Genomic DNA, 18,313 nt, shown 5'->3' with positions numbered 1-18,313 from the left:
CCCGACCGACAATCCCCGCCAACCCCCAGTACATTGCGAACATGGAGCCCCGCCCGTACCTCCTGCTCGACGTCGACGGCCCGCTCAATCCGTACCGCGCGAAGACGATCCCACCCGGGTACCGGCTGGAGGAGATCGTCGAGGGCGAGAAAACCTGGAAGCTGCTGCTCAACCAGCAGCACGGAGTCGAGTTGACTGCGCTGGCAGACATCTTCGAATTGGTGTGGGCCACCACTTGGGAGGATGGCGCCAATCGGCTCATCGCGCCGAGGCTCGGGATGCCCGCTGATCTTCCGGTGATCTGCTGGCCGCCGGACGCACGAGCCGGAGCCGAGCGCAGCCGCCGCTCCTGGAAGACGCCACATGTCGCGCGCTGGGTGGGCAGCCGTCCGTTCGTCTGGATCGACGACGAGATCAACCGGTACGACCGGATGCTCCTCGAATCGACGCCAGGGGTCGGCGCATTCCGGCTGCATCGCGTCGAGGCGAACCGGGGACTGGCACCGGCGGATTTCGCCGCGATCAGGGTGTGGGGCGAGGACAACGTCTGAGTGGCGTAAATCCTTTGCGTGGAAGGCTGGCTGGGCGCATTCTTGAGGGGTGAACACCTCCTGGAGAGGAGTCGCCCGGACAGGGCGGGCGGCTCCTTTTTGTTTGCTGTAGGCAATGAACCAACCGATCGGCTGATCCGGACCCTCAGCCGGTCGGTTGGCCTGCGAACGGGTGCATCGGTCGATGCGCGGACGCCGGTACGGCTGTCAGGCTCGACGTATGACCACACAGCTCGAAGCAACCCACACCGCCGCCTTCCGGACTGTCAGGGCGCTGGTCGCCGGCTATCTGGTGCTGAGCGTGCTCACGGTGGTGGCGGTCGTCATCCTTCGGCATCACCCGTCGGTCGTCACCGACGCCGTCTGGGTGCGGACCGTCATCGTCGTCGGCAGCGCCGCGTTGATGACCACCTTCGCCGCCCGGGCAGCGCGTGGGCACGGCCGGTCGTTCCTGCGGCTCCGCCTCGTCTCGGCGATCATGCTGGTCGCGATCGCGGTCATCATCGCGATCCCGGGCGACTTCCCGGTCTGGCTCAAGATCGAGCAGGGCGTCTGCGGCTTGCTGCTGCTCGGCGTCGTACTGGTTGTCAACGGCAAGCACCTGCGAACTGCCTTCGACCGCGGGTAAGGTGCGAATCGTGGAGGAACGTCGCTGGCCAGGGTTGGTCACCGTCGTGCCCTATGTTCTGCTGGCCGTGCTCGCGGTCGGCACGGTCATTATCAAGCACTCCGAGCCACGCTCGCTCGCGATCGACCTCGGCCTCTGCGCCCTGGCAGCGCTCTGGATGCTGGGCATCTTCACCCTGCATCCTCAGTGGCGAGACCGTACGCCGCACATGCTGGTCTTCGTCACCGGTCTGCTGATCATCATCGGCGTACTCATCCACCGCGACCCCTGGTTCGGCTTCTTCACCCCGGCCGCCTACTTCTACGCATTCGGCGTCCTGCCCTGGCCGTGGGAGCTGCTCGGTGTCGCCGCCGTGGCATCCCTCGCCGGCGCGGCACAGGCATCCACGGTCGACAAATCGACGACGGTCGGACTCGCGATCTTCTTCGCCGTACTGCTCGCCAACATCCTGCCGATGACCGGGTTCGCCTGGCTCAACCGGCAGCAGGACCAACGCAACGACGCCCGCCAGCACGCTCTGCAGGACGTCAGCGAGGCCAATCGCCGGCTCGAGGCGACGCTGGCCGAGAACGCGAAACTCCACCAGCAACTACTCGACCAGGCCCGCGAGGCCGGCGTACTGGATGAGCGGCAGCGGATGGCGCGGGAGATCCACGACACCCTCGCGCAGGGGCTGACCGGGATCATCACCCAGCTGCAGGCGGCTGAGAACAAACCGAGCCGTCATGTCGAGGCCGCGATCACCTTGGCGAGGGAAAGCCTCAACGAAGCAAGGCGATCCGTGCACGCGCTCCGCCCCGGCTCACTCGACAGCGCCCGCCTCAGCGACGCACTGGCCGACGTCGCCAAGCGATGGACAGCACTGCACAACATCGACGTACAAGTGACAACGACCGGTACCACGCTCCCGCTGCCGCCCGATGCCGAGCTGGCCCTGCTCCGCACTGCTCAGGAAGCGCTGGCCAACGTCGCCAAACATGCGCAGGCGAGCCGAGTCGGCCTGACACTGTCCTACCTGGAAAACAAGATCGCCTTGGACGTCCGCGATGATGGCAAGGGATTCGTGGCTGGAGAGGTCGACGGGGAAGGTGGGTTCGGGTTGATCGCGATGCGGCAGCGGATCGAGGCCCTGGATGGCTGCCTCCAGATCGAGTCGGAGCCAGGCGCCGGTACTGCGATCTCGGCCAGCGTCCCCGTGTTGCGCGGGGAACGATGAGCGGCCCGATCAAGCTGCTCATCGCGGACGATCACCCGGTCGTGCGCGACGGGTTGAGCGGCATGTTCGCGCGCGACCCCGATTTCGAAGTACTGGGTGAGGCTGCTGACGGCGCCGAGGCGCTCGCCCTGGCCAAGGAGCTTCAGCCGGACGTGATTCTGATGGATCTGCGGATGCCGGGGATGGACGGGCTGACCGCGATCACCGAGCTGGCCAAGCAGGGGAGTGCCGCGCGGGTTCTGGTGCTGACGACTTATGACACCGACACGTACGTGGTTCCGGCGATCGAGGCTGGGGCTACCGGGTATCTGTTGAAGGACGCGCCTCGTGACGAGTTGCTCCGTGCGGTGCGGGCGGCTGCGGCGGGGGAGTCCGTGCTGTCGCCGAGTGTGGCGAGCAGGTTGGTCAACCGGGTGCGTACGCCGGAGGCCGGCCCGCTCACCCAGCGTGAGATCGAGGTGCTGGAGCTGGTCGCGGCGGGCAACACGAACCGCGAGACGGCGGTCAGATTGTTCATCAGCGAGGCCACCGTGAAGAGCCATCTGCTGAATCTGTACCTCAAGCTCGGCGTGAACGACCGGGCCGCCGCGGTCGCCGAGGGCTTCAAGCGAGGCCTGCTGTCCGGACCGTGATGTCCACCACGGCGGGTGGGGTGTTCAGCTACGGCCCGTACGATGGGGGTCGTGACTGCCCAGCCTGAGACCACCGGAACTCCGACCGCGCTGAAGACCAAGCGGGTGCTGCTTGCGGCCCCTCGCGGGTACTGCGCGGGCGTGGACCGGGCCGTGGTGGCGGTCGAGAAGGCGCTCGACCTCTACGGCCCGCCGGTCTACGTGCGCAAGGAGATCGTGCACAACAAGCACGTCGTCTCCACGCTGCAGGCGCGCGGCGCGATCTTCGTCGACGAGACCGACGAGGTGCCCGAGGGCCAGACGGTGATCTTCTCCGCGCACGGCGTCGCCCCGATCGTGCATCAGGAGGCGGCGGCGCGGCAGCTCAAGACGATCGACGCGACCTGCCCGCTGGTCACCAAGGTGCACCACGAGGCCAAGCGGTTCGCCGCGATCGACTACGACATCTTGCTGATCGGCCACGACGGACACGAAGAAGTGATCGGTACCGCCGGTGAGGCGCCCGAGCACGTGCACCTGGTGGACGGCCCGGGCGACGTCCCGAACATCGAGGTCCGCGACCCGGAGAAGGTGGTCTGGCTGTCCCAGACCACCCTCTCGGTCGACGAGACGATGGAGACCGTACGCCGGTTGCGCGAGCGGTTCCCGAAGCTGCAGAACCCGCCGAGCGACGACATCTGCTACGCCACCCAGAACCGGCAGGTCGCGGTCAAGAAGATGGCGCCGGACGTCGACCTGATGATCGTGGTCGGCTCGCGCAACTCCTCGAACTCGGTCCGGCTGGTCGAGGTGGCGCTCGAGCACGGGGCGCAGGCCGGTCACCTGGTCGACTACGCGGCCGAGATCGACGAGGCCTGGCTGGAGGGTGTCGACACGGTCGGCGTCACCAGCGGGGCGAGCGTGCCGGAGCTGCTGGTGCGCGACGTGCTGAGCTGGCTGGCCGAGCGCGGGTACGGGGAGGTGGAGGAGGTCACGACGGCGGAGGAGAGCCTGGTGTTCTCACTGCCGCGTGAGCTTCGTACCGACCTGAAGGCCGCCGGGATGGCGACCACAGGCACGTCCGACCACGCCTGACCTCGGTCCGGCCTGACCCGTGTGGTCAGGCCCGCCTGGTCAGGGCACGACGATCTGGGCGGTTTTGGTCGCCTTGAGCGTCTGGTTCTTGGTTCCGCAGTACTGGACCGTGTACTTGAAGGTGTAGGTGCCGGCCTTCTTGTACACATGCGGGCCGTCCATCAGCGTGTAGGTCTCCTTCGAGGTGACCCGCTTCTTGGCGCCGGTGCAGGTGACGGCGCCACCGTCGGAGCCGCTCTCCTCACCGTCCCCGTACAGGTAGGTCGTGCCCAGGGTGCGGTTCAGGAAGCTGGTGTCGCCGGGGAGTTCGACGCCTGAGCTGCCGTCGCCTTCGATCCCGAGCGGCGAGATCAGCGTGCCCTTCACGGTGACCTTCATTGTGAGTGACCTGCCGGTGAGCCTCGGCAGCAGCGAGACGGTCACCGCGACGGGCGGGCTTGCTGGTGGGTTGTGAGTCTGGGTCCCGGATGACGAGGGCTTGGCGGGGCCGGTGGGTTGGACGGATCCGGTCGTGCCGGTCGTGCCGGTCTTGGTGGTCTTGGTGGTCCCGACCGTTCCGGTTGTGGCGTTGCTGGTGGACGACGGCGGCGCGGACGCTGCGATCGTCGGGCCGGGAGTACCGGAGACCGGTGGGGTGGAGTTGATGTCGGTGAGGTTGTTGCCGGCGACGGCGATCGCGGCCACGGCGGCGGCTGCCAGCACGGCCACGCCCGCGGTACGACGCCGGCGTACGGTCCGCACCTTGGCGAAGACGGCCTCGCTCGGCACCGCGGTGGGTGGCGGCGGATCGGCGACGAGTTGCTGGAACTTGTCCTTCAGTTCATCGGGCATCGTTCAGCCCTCCTTCCGGGCCGGAGCCTTGGCGGGCGGCGCGATCAGGGGATCGGTGAGCAGGTGGTGTTCGCGGAGCTTGGCCAGTCCGCGGGAGATGTTGCTCTTCACCGTGCCGGTGGAGCAGCCCATGAGCTGGGCGATCTCGGCCTCCGGTAGGTCCTCGAAGTACCGCAGGACCAGCGTGGCCCGGACCCGGCGGGTGAGCGTCGCCAGCGCGCGGAGCAGCAGGTCGCGATCGTCGATCGTCCCGTACTCGGAGTGGGTGGCAGGTTCGGGGAGGTGCTCGGTGGGCGCCTCGCCCTTCCACTTGCGCCGCCACCACTGGGTGCTGGTGTTCACCATCACTGTGCGGGTGTACGACTCCAGCGCGTTCGCACTGCGCAGTGACTTGCGGTGGAACCACACCTTGGTCAGCGCGGTCTGGACCAGGTCCTCGGCCAACTGCCATTCCCCGGTCAGCAGGTAGCCGAACCGTTGCAGTGCGGTGAAACGTCCGTCGACGAACGCTGCGAATTCGGCGTCCAGCCCTGGATCCATCAGTTGCCCCCAGTGGAGTGTTGTCTCGGTCAGCAGTGTGATGACCGAGCGGGGGCGAAAGGTTGAGCCGTGATCAGGCGTTGTCCAGGTCGTAACTGTTCTGCGCCGCGGAGATGGCCGGGACATGCTCCTCGGCCCAGTCGCTGATCGCCCGGATCGGGGTGATCAGGGACTCGCCCATCGGGGTCAGCGTGTAGACGACGCGGGGTGGGACCTCGGCGAAGACCTCGCGGGTGACCAGGCCGTCGCGCTCGAGTCGCCTCAGCGTCTGGGTGAGAACCTTGGGCGCGACCCGGCCGATGCCGTCGCGGAGCTCGGTGAACCGGAGCGGGCCGTTGCTCAGCAGAAGCACGGCGAGCACGGTCCACTTGTCGCCGATCCGGTCCAGAATCAGCCGCGTCGGGCAGTCCGGATCGAACAGGTTGCCGCGATCGAACATCCTGGCGACCAGAGGCTCTCCGTTAGTAACCACCAGGTACTTATAGCACGTTGAAGTAGCCAGTTACCAATGGTTACTGTCGGCTGCGTTGAGGTTGCTGCCGATGTTTGGAGACTTGTCGTGAAGATCGCGGTTTATGGTGCCAGCGGGATGATCGGGAGCCGGATCGCCGCCGAGGCGGTCAGGCGTGGGCATGAGGTCGTGGGCATCACCCGGTCTGGTGGGGCTCAGCCGGACGGTGTGCGGGCTGTCGTCGGGTCGGCGAACGATGCCGCGTCGGTGAAGGAGATCGCATCCTCGGTCGACGTGCTGGTCTCGGCGATGGGGCCGAGCCGGACCGGCGGGGATCCGCAGGACTTCGTGGACGCTATCGACACGCTGATCGCGTCGGCCGGCGGGACCCGGCTGGTGGTGGTCGGTGGGGCGGGCAGTCTGCTTGCCGGTGGCAAGCGGCTGGTGGACTCGCCGGACTTCCCGGAGATCTACAAGGCCGAGGCGCTGGTTGTCGCCGGAGTGCTAGACACCCTGCGTGCGACGCCGGCGGACGTCGACTGGACGCTGCTGTCGCCGGCGCCGGTGATCGCGCCTGGCGAGCGGACTGGCGTCTTCAAGCTCGGCCTGGACGAGCCTGTTGGGGGCGAGGTCTCGGCGGAGGACTACGCCGTCGCGCTGGTGGACGAGCTCGAGCAGCCTGCTCATCGTCGTGGCCGGTTCACGGTCGCGAACTGATTTCTTTACTCAGTAAGACTTTTGCCCAGGTAACCCCTGGCCAGCATGGTGACCCATTGGTAGACGGCGTCCTCGGCCGGCGCCAGGGGGCCGGGGCGGAAGTGAGGCGAGTCGGCGCCGCGCTGGACCGACTCGCAGGCCGACCAGTCCTCGCGGTTGGTGATGTCCCAGAACTCGACGGCGTACGACGGGTCGGCCACCTCCGCCGGGAAGTACCAGGAGCACTCGATCGCCGTCAGGCGCGGAGTACGGGGTTCGAGGCGGTGGGTCATCACGTAGTCGGGGTGCAGGGAGATGAGCAGGTTGGGGAACAAGCCGACGTAGTTCACGGTCCGTGGATCGACGCCGGGCAAGGGGATTCCGTGGGACTTGCCGTCGAGGGACATGGTCTCGGCGTCGGGGCGGAGATCCATCAGGCCGCCGACCCAGGCGCCGGGCAGGTTCCAGTTGTCGCCTGACGTCGGGGGCGAGACCTTGCAGAGCTCCGGGTGGATCAACGGGCAGTGGTAGCACTCGTGATAGTTCTCCACGATCGTCTTCCAGTTCGAGGCGACGTCGTAGCTGTGCCGCGCCTTGAGGGTCAACGCCTCCGGCCGGTACGGCGCGACGAGGTCCGTCAGGCCGCCGACGTGCTCGCTGAACGCTGGAGCCGTGCCGAGTGCGTTGACGAACAGCCAGCCGTGCCACACCTCGGTCGGCAACTCTGTGAGTCCGTACGGCGTGGCGTCGAAGGTGTCGCCCATGCGTGGGGCTGCCTTGACTGCGCCGTCCAGGTCGTAGGACCAGCCGTGGTACGGGCAGACGACGGCCCTGCGCTCGCTGGAGTCGCCTTGCGGTAGTAGCTCGTGGCCGCGATGCCTGCAGGTGTTGGCGAAGGCGCGGGGCTTGTCGCTGAACGTCAGTAGCACTCCGATGTCGCCCACGGTCGTCGCGCTGTACGTAGTACCGGCAGCTAGTTCTTCTGCTCGGCCCAGGCAGGTCCAGGTGCCGGCGAAGAAGTTACGGCGCTCCCAGGCCAGTACTGCGGGGTCCGTGTACGCCGCCTGCGGCAGCATGACCGACTCCCCGTGCGGGCGGAGTGAGGCGGCTAGTGCGCTGGGGTCGACCGGAGCGTTGGCCATCCGCCCACTATCGGCTGTGGCTCACGTAGAAGTCGAGCACGTAGTCCCAGCCGGTGTTGTAGTCCTCGCGGGCTTCGGCGCCGTCGGGCTGGCGCTCCCAGCCGCTGTGGACCAGTTCGACCGCTGTGCCGTCGTCCAGTTGGGTGAAGCTGACAGTGATGCTGCCGGCCTGCTTGGGGTCGCTGCCGGGATGCCAGGTGAAGGAGAGGCTGTTCGGCGGGTCCCAGTCGGACACTGTGCCCCAGTAGCCGAGTGGGCCGTCTTCGCCGTACTCGACGATGCGGCCGCCGACGGCGCCCTCGAGCTCCACACTCGTGGCTTTGTCGTGGCCGACGGAATGAGTCTTCAGCGGCCACCAGGCGCTCATCTGCTTGGTGAACAACTCGAAAGCGCGATCCTGGGTGGTGCTGACGACCACCCGCTTCACCAGCGGCGCGATGCTCATCTCTGCTCCTCTTCGGTCTTTCGTACGTACTCCGCGAACGCGTCCAGCGCGTCATCCCAGAACTGGTCGAGCCAGTCCCGGACTTCGTCGAGGCCGGCGCGGTCGAGGCGGTAGATGTTGCGGGTGCCCCTGGCCTCGTGGTCGACGAGGCCGGCTTGGCTGAGGACCTTGAGGTGCTGGGAGATCGCGGGGCGGCTGACCGGGACGCGCTCTGCCAGGCCGGCGACCGAGCTGGGGCCGGTGCGGCGCAGGGTCTCCAGGATGGTGCGTCTGGTCGGATCGCCGAGAGCGTCGAGGACGGTACCGGCTTGGTAAGTGCTCACGAACGGTAAGTTGCCACTAACCATTGCCGATGTCAAGACTACCGGTGTCAACACGTGGAACACCCCGGGTCCCCCGCGGGCAGCTACGGGGACCCGGGGCGGGTCTCTGACTTGTTTCTTTGGTTAGTTGAAGGGGTCGAGGGTGATGTAGGCCTGCTGCGGGTTGCCGTCGTGGACGAGGGCCTCGTGGTTGCCGACGTCGTCGAAGGCGAATCCGTAGGCCTTGCCGTCGGCCATCTGCGCGTGGATCAGCCTGGAGTAGTGGTTGGTGACGCTGTCCTTGTAGAAGTTCGAGTTGTTGGGGTCTGGCTGGTTGGGGTTGATCAGCAGCGTCGACCGGTTGAAGCCGGCGCAGAGCGTGCGCGAGATCGGCCCGCGGACCAGGTCGTTCGGGGCGTCGAGCAGGCCGGCGCAGCCGAAGATGCTGGGCGCGTTGGGCTTCTGGAAGCTCGTGACGACCTGGCCGGAGGTGTTGGTGAAGTTCATGACGTTGCCGGAGACGCGACCGAAGTACTTGGTGTTCGGCTGGTCGCCGAACGGCTGCACGGTCAGGGTCTGCGAGCTGTACTTCGACCAGACCCTGTTGATGTAGTCGTCCATCACGTTGCCGGGCAGCGCGCCGGTCTCGACGCCGTAGGTGGGCGCGAGTGCGCGGAGTACCGAGCCGTTGGGTGCTGTTTGGATCAGGTTGGCCCAGCCGCCGGGCTGGCCGCGGAGCGCGTTGAAGAAGTTGTTGTACCCGCCTGGCTTGAGATGGCCGGTGGTCAGCACGTTGCCGTTGCCCTGCTGGACGCCGACCGCGTACGGGACCGAGAACATGTCGACCTGGGTGCTGTTGATCCACAGGCCGGAGTCGTTCAGCGTGTACTCGGTCCAGCTGAACAGGATGTTGCGGTTGGGGTCGCTCGGGTTCTGGACCGCGGGCTGCACCAGGCCGCCGGTGGTCAGCTTGAAGACCAGCTTCTGCCCGTACGAGAAGTAGACCCGGCCTGAGAACTTCGGCATCCGGATGGTGATCGACCCGCCGTTGCCGGGTCCGGCGATGGAGGCGTCGGGTGCCGGCGTCGGCGGGTTGCCGCCGGCCGGCCAGGCGTGGAAGTTGCCCGCGGCATCGGCCCAGCCCTGCTGGCCGGTCTGCAGGTTCGTACCGAGGTTGTAGATGTAGACCGCGTCGCCGCGGCCGGAACTGTTGGAGATCTTCAGCGGAATGGTCGTCGGCACGGCTTGGGCCGGCATCGCGACGCTCGCGACCAGCCCGGCGGCGACGGTACTCGCGGCGGCCAGAACCGCCAGCAGCTTGTGTTTGATGCGCACAACTCCTCCTCAGGTTTGTCCCGTGCGAGAGAAGGCGGAGCACCGGACGACCACGAAGAGACTGCGATACCAGGACACAGTCACCGCTGGGGGCGAGCGGTACCCACTGCTCATCCGACGAGGGACGGTGGATCACCGGATGAGTGAGAGCGCTCTCATACTTGGCCGCCCCACCACCCCTGTCAACCCCCAACCCCTGTCGGCTTTCCGACGCCTGATATGCCGACCCAGCCCGACATGCCAACTACCTCGACGGCCAACCGCCCAGCGTCACGTCCAAGCAAACGCAACAAGAACAAGAACAAGAACAAGAACAAGAACAAGAACAAGAACAAGAACAAGAACAAGAACAAGAACAAGAACAGAACAAGAACAAGAACAAGAACAAGAACAAGAACAAGAACAAGAACAAGAACAAGAACAAGGGGGCCCCGCTGCCGCTGTGGTCGCCGCGGTGCCGGCGCTCAGGTTATATCTGTGGCCCAGTAGGGGAGCGGCGCAGAAATATTGTCAGTCGGCTGATGGTCCCCGAGTCGACTTGGATGCACAATCAGCCGCCGAAGATCAGATGGCGGGAGGTGGTCTGGCCTGGGTCAGGCGAGTCTTGCGCTTCTCATGACGGTGGCAACCGAAAAACAAGCCGATCGAATACCGGTGAGTCCGGAAACGGCTGCTTCTCTCCGAGCTGGACCCAGCCCCACGAGCGGTACGCAGCCTGCGCCGGAACATTGTCCTTGCGCACCAGGAGTTCAGCGACCGGCTCAGGTCTCCCTTCGAGCAGCGCGTCATGGACACGGCGGCCTATGCCTTTCCGCTGGTGGTCCGGATGAGTGGCGAATTCCCGGAACAGGTAGAGCGGAACCGACTCGACAGGAAGATCCCACTCCGGGTACGTCGAGCGGAGTTCATCGCAGATCGCGCCATGTTGATCGCGCGGGCTGCCGAAGGCGTAGCCGACGACGGTGCCGGCGATCCGGGCGGCAACGAGTTCGAAGTCGCGGCCGGGGAGGTACAGCTCGACCAGGCGCTCCCAGAACTGGTCTGGGCGGAACCACGGGTCGTGCATCTGATCGTCGTGCGAAGCGATGTACACCGGCAAGATGTCGTTCCGCAGTTCCAGGGTGGAGGTTGCATCGTGCCGCTCGATGGTCAGTTGGTCCAGGTCGCTCATGCCGCTCTGACTACCCTCTTCAAGGCGGATCAACCTGCGCTGAGCTCAAGACACTCACGGAACTCCACGACCGCCGGCTTCGACATCTGCGGCGCTGGTACAGCGCCGAGTACTTCCTTGGCGAGGGCAACGATCGGTCGGATCTGATCTCTGCTCGGCAAGCTCTGAAGTGCGGCCGACGCATGCTCGATGCCAGTGCTCACATCATCGCCGCTGTTCACCATCCACAGAGCCTGCTGTAGTTCGATCCGCGCCGGACCACGCCGGTACTTCGACGGGGTATGCCCTGATCGCTGTGTGGAACGGCAAGCCCGCAGGTGAGTTCGGCGGCACTGCTGATGTCGTGGCGTACGCGCTAAGCCAGGGACGTCGAGTGGTCGCTCTCTTGCTGGCGGGAGCTGAGCGGGACTGAGTGCCGTGCCAACTCAGGCTGACGCGGTGCGAGTCCGCTCTAGCGTCGGGGTCCGTCCTCGTCAGTTGACGCTTGGGTCGGGCAGGCTGCGAGGCGTGCGGCCGGCGAGGCGAAGCGACTCGGGTCCGTCTTGCATGGGATGTGGTGCTGGACGGTTGCAGTCGCTCAAGCAGGCGACGGAGGAGCCTGCGCCCAGGGTGGGTGGGAGCCTGCGAACGCGGACGCGACGAAGGAGCGGACGGCGGAGCAGGCGTGGGGTTCTTGGCTCGCGGTCAGCCCGTTTGGGTATCCAGGCCGGGGAGTGGGGGTGGTTCTCGGTGGGTTTTGTCGACGGTGGGGCCGGGGAGCCAGCGGTGGGTGTTGGGGGTGTCGTCTACGGCCAGGAATTCGGGGGCGGTTAGGGGGCGGGCGGAGGCTTCTATGGATTCCATGGCGGTTAGTTCTGCTTCGGTGACGTGGAGGTCTCGGAGTTTGCGGGCGGTGGTGAAGACTCGGCGTTCGAAGGAGCCGACGGTGCTGTTGTAGGCGTCTACGGCCGACGTCAGGGAGCGGCCGACCTTGTTGAGGTGGTCGCCCATGGTGCTGAGGCGTTCGTAGAGTTCCCGGCCCAGTTCGAAGACCTGTTGGGCCGATTCGGTCAGGGCTGATTGGTTCCAGGCGTAGGCGGCCGCGCGCAGGGTGGCGATCAGGGTGGTGGGGGTCGCCAGGATGACGCGGCGCTCGGCGGCGTACTCGAGTAGCGCCGGCTCGACGTCCAAGGCGGCGGAGAGGAAGGACTCGCCGGGGACGAAGAGGATGACGAACTCGGGAGTCGAGGGGAGTCGCGACCAGTACGCCTTGGCGGAGAGTTGGTCGACGTGAGTCCGCAGGTGGCGGGCGTGGGCGCGGAGGCGTTCCTCGCGGAAGTCGGCGTCGTCGCTCTCGGCGGCTTCCAGGAAGGCCGCCAGCGGGACCTTCGAGTCGACGACCAGGTTTTTGCCCTCGGCAAGTCGCACCACCATGTCGGGGCGGAGCAGGCCGTCGTCGCCCACGGTTGTGGTCTGCTCGGTGAAGTCGCAGTGCGCGACCATGCCGGCCAGCTCGACCGTACGCCGGAGATGCAGCTCGCCCCATCGCCCGCGCACCTGTGGTTTGCGCAGCGCGGTCGACAATGAGGCGGTCTCCCGCCGCAGTGCCTCACCGCTCATCCGCACCTCGTTCACCTGTTGGTGCAGCTGGCTCTGCCAGGCAGCGCGGCCCTTCTCCAACTGGTTGAGCTGGGCATGCAATCGGTCGAGCGACTCCTTCACCACCGCTTGCCCGGACATCTGTTGCCCGACCGTCGTCCGCTCCTGCGTGAGCTCGACCACGCGATCCTCGGCCGCATCCCGCTCGGCTGTGATCCGCGCGAGCGAGGCGCCGTCGCGTCCCCGCGACCAGAGCAGGCCGAAGACCCAGCCGAGCCCGAGCCCGACCAGCAGGAAAACCAAGAGCAGCAGAACCGCGGTACCGGTCATGTCACAGACAGTCGCAGACCCCGCCGACAATTTCCGCACGACAAGCCCGGTACCACCGAACCTCAGTGTGTGAGCTGCGGCGCGTCGGCCTTGCGAGCCACTCCGGAGCGAGCGATCCGCCAGGCCGGGAGGGCGCCGAGCACGGCCGCGAAAGCGAAGACATACAGCAGTAGGTGAGCGGATGTGAGGACGGAAGGCTCGCCGAGTTTGACCAGTACGCCGGCCAAGGCCGCGCTGAACGCGCTCGACATCAGGAACACCGTGTTGATCCCCGCCGATGCCTTGGCCGCCTCCTCCTGGTCCTCGACGCTGCTGAACGCGGCGACGGCCAGGTGCGGGAAGGCGATCCCGATCCCGGCACCGGCCGCGAACAGGGTGACGAACCACAGGATCACCACCACAGCCGAGGGCCCGTGGACCTGCAAGGCGGAGTACGCCGCGAGGCCGATCGCCAGCAACGCGGGCCCGCCGACGATCAGCCGGCGTACGACGGCCGTACTGGATGCGCTCGCGCTCGCTGTCTGGCTCAACGACCAACCGAGCGACAGCGCCGCGCCGAGGAACCCGGCCAGCAGCGGCGACAGCTCACCCAGCTCCTGACCGAACAACGGGATGAAGGCCTCGGTACCGATGCCGAAGGCAAGAATTCCGACGGTCAGGTAAACCCACTTCAGCGACTTGCCGGCAGCAAAGGTCACCCGCGGAAGCACAGCCGCCTTTGCGGTCCGCTCGAACCAGACGAAGACCACGCCGAGCCCCAGCCCGACCAGCAGCACCACCGCGGTCGCCACCCCCGCCGGCACGATGCTCGCGATGCTGACCATCGCCACCGCCGCGGTCAGCAACACCAGCGACACCACCGGTACTGCGGACGCGGCCGCCGATCGCTCGGTACGAGGAATCACCCGCACGACGACGACCATCAGTACTGCGGCCAGCCCCACCAGCAACCAGAATGCCGGCCGCCACACGCCCAACTGCCCGAAAGCGCCACCGCCAGACGGCCCGACGAGGTTGCCGACACCCCACATCGCCGACACCAGAGCGGCCGCCTTGGCCCACAACCGCTCCGGCAAAGCCCGCTGGATGAGGGCATAGCCGAGTCCCGCGAGCAGCCCGCCGCCGAAGCCCTGCACGGCCCGGCCGGCCAGGAAGACGCCGATCCCGGGGCTCGCGGCGGCGATCAGCGAGCCGAGCCCGAACAACCCGAACGCGAGCAGATAGGCGACCATGGAGCCGCGCGTGATGAGGATCCGGCTGACCAGCATCGAGCTGATCACCGACGCGACCAGGAAGGCCGTCATGGTCCACGCATAGAAGCCGGTACCACCGATGTCCCCGACGATGGTCGGCAGCAGGCTGGTGGTGAGGTAGACGTTGCTCGCCTCCATCAGCACGCCGCCTGCCAGTACCACCGCCACGGGGGCGTAGGTGAGACCGAGCAGTTCGCGCCAGGAGCCGTTCGCCGGGGTGTCCATTGGTGGACGGTACGACTTAAAGTCAGGTTGAGCTCAACCCCGAGGTCAGCAGGCCATCGCGGGGAAGCTGTAGCCCTGGGCCTTGAGCAGGCGGAGCGCCTTGTCGAGTGCTGCGACGGTCTGGCTGCGGTCGCCGCCACCGTCGTGCATCAGGATGATGTTGCGCTTGTGGGCGTGCGTCATGATGTTGCTCACGATCGCGTGCACGCCGGGCCGGGCCCAGTCGCGCGGATCGACGTCCCAGAGCACCTGGACCATACCGGCGGCCTTGATCTCGGCGCGGACCTTCGGGTTCGAGGCGCCGAACGGCGGCCGGAAGCACTTGGACCGCGGACCGTCGAAGATCTCGTGGTGCCGCTTCGCCGCCGAGATCGCGGTCAGCTGGGGGTGCGAGATCGAGTGGCTGCCGATGGTGTTGCCTGCGGCAAGTACTTGCTCGCGCAGCCCGGGGTGGGCGGCCTGCATGTTGCCGAGCTCGAAGAAGGTCGCGTGGGCGCCGTACTTCTTCAGCACCTGCAGGATCTTCGGCGTCCAGTACGGGTCCGGGCCGTCGTCGAAGCTGAAGAACAGCACCTTCTTGTTGCCCGCCGACGCAGCGAGCGTCGGGTCGCCGGCCGGTTTGCGCGGCTTGCCGCTCTCCGGTGAGCCGGAGTTGGCCGGCGGCGTGGGCGTCGTGGTCGGCGTCTCGATCGGTGTCGACGACGGGGTGCTCGGTGATGAGGCCGAGGTCGGCTTGGGCTGGTTCGTGTGTCCCAGCGCCAGGGCGATCAACGAACCGACGACCAGCGCGGAGGCGGCGGCGGTGGCGATGACGGCGGCAAGCTTTCGGGACATGATGCTCCCTTGCAGATCAGGCGGATGTTCCCCAGACACGCTCCCCCTCAAGGAGCTTTCGTTGGTAAGACGCCTTACCTTCGGGCCTGGTTGGCATCGCTGTGTTGCGGGGAGATCTCAGTAGCCTTCGGAGTCGCGACGGTCGCGAGCGTGCCGCGGTGGTACAGCCTGCCCTCCAGCGACTTCACGCTCGCGACCAGTACGAAGCTCATGCTGACCAGCAGCGCCCACGCGCCGAACTTCGCCGGGTGCACCAGGTGCCAGACGTTCACCTGGTCGGGGTAGTTCCAGGCATCCAGGAAGGTGCCGAAATTCTCCGCCATCCAGAGGAAGAAGCCGATCAGCGCGAACGCCAGCGCCAGCGGCATCCGGTACCTGCGGCTGCCGACTGAATAGAAGACCCACGTGCGCCGCAGTACGAGCAGAAGAGCCAGCGCGATCGGGATGCGCAGGTCGACGATCCAGTGATGGGTGAAGAAGTTCGCATAGATCAGTACTGCGAGCACGGTGGTGAGCGCTGGCCGATATCCGCTGACCCGCAGGTCGAACCGGCGCCACGCCTGGCAGATGTAGCTGCCGACCGCGGCGTACATGAAGCCGGCGAAGAGCGGCACCCCGGCGACCTTCGTCACCGCGTCGCCCGGATACTCCCAGGAGCCGACCTGGACCTTGAACAGTTCCAGCCCGAGGCCGACCAGGTGGAATCCGAAGATGACGGCGATCTCGCGCCACGTCTCCAGGCCGGCCAGCCAGAACCCTCCGGTGAGCAGGACGGAGTAGATCAGCAACGCGTCGTACCGGGCGATCGGCAGTTCGACGTACTTCGAGAGCGCGAGGCCGGCGAACAGCGCGGCCGGGAACAGGCAGGAGACCAGCTCGGTCCAGCCGAACCGCAGGAATTGCGAGCAGGCGAACACGATGTGTGATCGGTTGGGCGCGAGTTTTCTCCGGCTGGTCACAGAAAGGAGACGCTGCTTGCTATCGCCTGGTTGGGACGGATAGATCACTCCTACGGATGGAGGTGCCGCGATGGATCCGAGGGTGGTGTACCAGACGGACCGGCTGGTCGTGCGCGACTGGGCGGAGAGCGACGGGGACCGGGTGTTCGACATCTACCGGCGCTGGGAGGTGTCGCGCTGGCTGGGCGCCGACCCGCGGGTGATGACGGATCGCGACGCGGCATCCCGGACGATCGAGCGGTGGAACGCGCGCAACTCCGATGACGTCTACGGGATCTGGGCCGTGGAGGAGAAGGCGACCGGCGTGGTTGCCGGGACGGTCTTGCTGGTACCGCTGCCGGAGGGGCCGTCGTCGAAGGGAGAGGTCGAGGTCGGCTGGCATTTCCACCCCGACGCGTGGGGGCGGGGCCTGGCGACGGAGTCGGCGCACGGGGCGATCGCGCATGGGTTCCGGGCGGGGCTGGGGGAGATCTACGCCGTCGTACGGCCGGACAATCAGCCGTCGATCGCGGTGTGCAAGCGGCTCGGGATGCAGCCCCTGGGGTTGACGTCACGCTGGTACGACGCGGAGCTGGAGTCCTTTGTGATTTAGGTCGAGTGGGCCACGCCGCGTAGTCTTGCTGCCCGTGGCACTCTCCATCGGAATCGTCGGGCTCCCCAATGCGGGCAAGTCCACGCTCTTCAACGCGCTGACCAAGAACAACGTGCTCGCGGCGAACTACCCGTTCGCGACGATCGAGCCCAACGTCGGGGTGGTCGGCGTACCGGACGCGCGGCTGGCCAAGCTGGCCTCGCTGTACGACTCGGCCAAGGTGATCCCGGCGACGGTGCAGTTCGTCGACATCGCCGGCATCGTCCGGGGCGCGTCGGAGGGCGAGGGGCTGGGCAACAAGTTCCTCAGCCACATCCGCGAGGGCGACGCGATCTGCCAGGTCACCCGGGTGTTCCGTGACGACGACGTCACTCACGTCGACGGCAAGGTTTCACCGGCCGACGACATCTCCACGATCCAGACCGAGCTGATCCTGGCCGACCTGCAGACGGTGGAGAAGGCGATCCCGCGGCTGGAGAAGGAAGCCCGGCTGAAGAAGGAGAGCGTCGCCGTACTCGAGGCGGTCCGCGAGGCGCAGAAGCACCTCGAGGCCGGTACGCCGATCATCGCCACCAACGTCGACCGGGACGCGATCCGCGAACTGATGCTGATGACGGCCAAGCCGTACATCTTCGTCTTCAACTGCGACGCCGACGAACTCGCCGACGAGACCCTGAAGCAGAGCATGCGCGACCTCGTCGCCCCCGCCGAGGCGATCTTCCTCGACGCCAAGTTCGAAGCCGAACTCGTCGAACTCGACGACGAGGCCGAGGCCCGCGAAATGCTCAACGAGATGGGCGTAGAAGAGCCCGGCCTGGACGTCCTGGCCCGCGTAGGCTTCGAAACTCTAGGGCTCCAGACCTACCTGACCGCAGGCCCCAAAGAAACCCGGGCCTGGACCATCAAAAAGGGCGCCACCGCCCCCGAAGCAGCCGGCGTCATCCACACCGACTTCCAACGCGGCTTCATCAAGGCCGAGATCGTCTCCTTCGACGACCTGATGGAAGCCGGCAACATGGCAGCCGCCAAATCCGCCGGCAAGGTCCGCATCGAAGGCAAGGACTACATCATGGCCGACGGCGACGTCGTCGAATTCCGCTTCAACGTCTGAACGCCACTTCGGTTTCCTGGCTTGAGTTCCGTCTCAGCGGTTGAGGGTTCGTCGTGCTGACGCCGATCCTTGCGACCGCCGACCCTTACCTGGCTGCCGACGAGTTCGTCGCCAACGGCTGGACCCTCGTCTTCGCCACCCCGAAGGGATCAGCTGACCCGTTGGCCTGCGTAGAACTCCACGGCGCCCAGGTTCTGCTTGGTGTGGACACCGAGCAGTTCCTTCCAGCTGAGGCGCGCGAGCACCGAGGCGCCGGTGTGCAGCTCTACCTCGAAGTGCCATCAGACGCACTGGACGCTGTGCACGCCGCCCATCAAGCCCCTGGTCCCCTCACCGACCGCGCCTGGGGCACCCGGGCCTTCGCCGTACAACTGGCCGGCTACAACTTCATGATCGCCTCGGCCCAAGCCCACTGAT

At 66.7% G+C, this 18,313-nt stretch carries 21 protein-coding genes; 9 read left to right on the top strand and 12 right to left on the bottom strand.

What is annotated here, in order from left to right; all coding sequences use genetic code 11:
- The first annotated feature begins 41 nt into the window (after nt 1-41).
- The 5 genes from ACIA12_RS32420 to ACIA12_RS32400 all read left to right on the top strand — a co-directional run bounded on the left by ACIA12_RS32420 (nt 42) and on the right by ACIA12_RS32400 (nt 4,101).
- Complete coding sequence (locus ACIA12_RS32420; protein WP_396371018.1) at nt 42-551, top strand: HAD domain-containing protein; 510 nt, start codon at nt 42-44, stop codon at nt 549-551.
- A 220-nt stretch (nt 552-771) separates the two neighbouring features.
- Nucleotides 772-1,179, top strand: coding sequence for a hypothetical protein (locus tag ACIA12_RS32415; protein ID WP_396371017.1), 408 nt, complete (start codon nt 772-774; stop codon nt 1,177-1,179).
- 10 nt (nt 1,180-1,189) lie between these two features.
- The gene (locus ACIA12_RS32410; RefSeq protein ID WP_396371016.1) at nt 1,190-2,395 is read left to right on the top strand and encodes a sensor histidine kinase; all 1,206 of its coding nucleotides are present in this window, start codon (nt 1,190-1,192) and stop codon (nt 2,393-2,395) included.
- Nucleotides 2,392-3,027 carry a response regulator gene (locus ACIA12_RS32405; RefSeq protein WP_396371015.1) on the top strand — a complete coding sequence of 212 codons (636 nt, stop codon included), beginning with the start codon at nt 2,392-2,394 and terminating at the stop codon, nt 3,025-3,027. The genes ACIA12_RS32410 and ACIA12_RS32405 overlap by 4 nt, the downstream gene beginning before the upstream one ends.
- Nucleotides 3,028-3,069: 42 nt before the next feature.
- Complete coding sequence (locus ACIA12_RS32400) at nt 3,070-4,101, top strand: 4-hydroxy-3-methylbut-2-enyl diphosphate reductase (protein ID WP_396371014.1); 1,032 nt, start codon at nt 3,070-3,072, stop codon at nt 4,099-4,101.
- A gap of 39 nt (nt 4,102-4,140) precedes the next feature.
- Here the strand turns inward: ACIA12_RS32400 and ACIA12_RS32395 are convergent, their stop codons facing one another.
- The 3 genes from ACIA12_RS32395 to ACIA12_RS32385 form a co-directional block, all read right to left on the bottom strand.
- On the bottom strand, nt 4,141-4,932 hold the full coding sequence (locus ACIA12_RS32395) for a hypothetical protein (RefSeq protein WP_396371012.1): 792 nt from the start codon (nt 4,930-4,932) through the stop codon (nt 4,141-4,143).
- Between the two features lie 3 nt (nt 4,933-4,935).
- Nucleotides 4,936-5,472, bottom strand: coding sequence for a SigE family RNA polymerase sigma factor (locus ACIA12_RS32390; RefSeq protein ID WP_396371011.1), 537 nt, complete (start codon nt 5,470-5,472; stop codon nt 4,936-4,938).
- A gap of 73 nt (nt 5,473-5,545) precedes the next feature.
- Complete coding sequence (locus ACIA12_RS32385) at nt 5,546-5,911, bottom strand: winged helix-turn-helix transcriptional regulator (protein ID WP_396371010.1); 366 nt, start codon at nt 5,909-5,911, stop codon at nt 5,546-5,548.
- 120 nt (nt 5,912-6,031) lie between these two features.
- Between ACIA12_RS32385 and ACIA12_RS32380 the strand changes: the two genes are divergently transcribed.
- Nucleotides 6,032-6,640: an NAD(P)-dependent oxidoreductase gene (locus tag ACIA12_RS32380; protein WP_396371009.1), complete on the top strand. Its 609-nt coding sequence runs from the start codon at nt 6,032-6,034 to the stop codon at nt 6,638-6,640.
- 5 nt (nt 6,641-6,645) lie between these two features.
- On the opposite strand, the gene ACIA12_RS32375 is transcribed toward ACIA12_RS32380, so the two are convergent.
- From ACIA12_RS32375 to ACIA12_RS32335, 9 genes are all read right to left on the bottom strand, one after another.
- On the bottom strand, nt 6,646-7,761 hold the full coding sequence (locus ACIA12_RS32375; protein ID WP_396371008.1) for an SRPBCC family protein: 1,116 nt from the start codon (nt 7,759-7,761) through the stop codon (nt 6,646-6,648).
- A 7-nt stretch (nt 7,762-7,768) separates the two neighbouring features.
- Nucleotides 7,769-8,206: an SRPBCC domain-containing protein gene (locus tag ACIA12_RS32370; RefSeq protein ID WP_396371007.1), complete on the bottom strand. Its 438-nt coding sequence runs from the start codon at nt 8,204-8,206 to the stop codon at nt 7,769-7,771.
- A complete protein-coding gene (locus ACIA12_RS32365; protein WP_396371006.1) occupies nt 8,203-8,529 on the bottom strand; it encodes an ArsR/SmtB family transcription factor in 327 nt (108 codons plus the stop codon). The genes ACIA12_RS32370 and ACIA12_RS32365 overlap by 4 nt, the downstream gene beginning before the upstream one ends.
- 123 nt (nt 8,530-8,652) lie before the next feature.
- Entirely contained in the window at nt 8,653-9,843 is a 1,191-nt protein-coding gene (locus ACIA12_RS32360) for a glycoside hydrolase family 64 protein (RefSeq protein WP_396371005.1), read from the bottom strand.
- Nucleotides 9,844-10,456: 613 nt separating this feature from the next.
- A complete protein-coding gene (locus ACIA12_RS32355; RefSeq protein ID WP_396371004.1) occupies nt 10,457-11,014 on the bottom strand; it encodes a GNAT family N-acetyltransferase in 558 nt (185 codons plus the stop codon).
- A gap of 684 nt (nt 11,015-11,698) precedes the next feature.
- Nucleotides 11,699-12,922, bottom strand: a complete 1,224-nt coding sequence (locus tag ACIA12_RS32350; protein ID WP_396371003.1) for a DNA recombination protein RmuC — start codon at nt 12,920-12,922, stop codon at nt 11,699-11,701.
- A gap of 62 nt (nt 12,923-12,984) precedes the next feature.
- Nucleotides 12,985-14,400 (bottom strand): MFS transporter, encoded by a 1,416-nt coding sequence (locus ACIA12_RS32345; protein WP_396371002.1) that lies wholly within the window; start codon nt 14,398-14,400, stop codon nt 12,985-12,987.
- A 45-nt stretch (nt 14,401-14,445) separates the two neighbouring features.
- On the bottom strand, nt 14,446-15,234 hold the full coding sequence (locus ACIA12_RS32340; RefSeq protein ID WP_396371001.1) for a polysaccharide deacetylase family protein: 789 nt from the start codon (nt 15,232-15,234) through the stop codon (nt 14,446-14,448).
- Nucleotides 15,235-15,308: 74 nt separating this feature from the next.
- A complete protein-coding gene (locus ACIA12_RS32335) occupies nt 15,309-16,193 on the bottom strand; it encodes a DUF817 domain-containing protein (RefSeq protein WP_396371000.1) in 885 nt (294 codons plus the stop codon).
- A 70-nt stretch (nt 16,194-16,263) separates the two neighbouring features.
- On the opposite strand from ACIA12_RS32335, the gene ACIA12_RS32330 reads away from it, so the two are divergent.
- From ACIA12_RS32330 to ACIA12_RS32320, 3 genes are read left to right on the top strand one after another with little or no spacing between them, the layout of a single operon-like run.
- Entirely contained in the window at nt 16,264-16,785 is a 522-nt protein-coding gene (locus tag ACIA12_RS32330; RefSeq protein ID WP_396370999.1) for a GNAT family N-acetyltransferase, read from the top strand.
- Between the two features lie 34 nt (nt 16,786-16,819).
- Nucleotides 16,820-17,896: a redox-regulated ATPase YchF gene (gene ychF / locus ACIA12_RS32325; RefSeq protein ID WP_396370998.1), complete on the top strand. Its 1,077-nt coding sequence runs from the start codon at nt 16,820-16,822 to the stop codon at nt 17,894-17,896.
- Between the two features lie 53 nt (nt 17,897-17,949).
- Nucleotides 17,950-18,312: a hypothetical protein gene (locus ACIA12_RS32320; RefSeq protein ID WP_396370997.1), complete on the top strand. Its 363-nt coding sequence runs from the start codon at nt 17,950-17,952 to the stop codon at nt 18,310-18,312.
- Nucleotide 18,313 lies beyond the last annotated feature (1 nt).

Source organism: Kribbella sp. NPDC051620 (assembly GCF_044453825.1).
Classification (GTDB): Bacteria; Actinomycetota; Actinomycetes; order Propionibacteriales; family Kribbellaceae; genus Kribbella.
The sequence above is the reverse complement of the archived record's forward strand: the minus strand, read 5'-3'. Positions and strand labels throughout refer to the sequence as shown.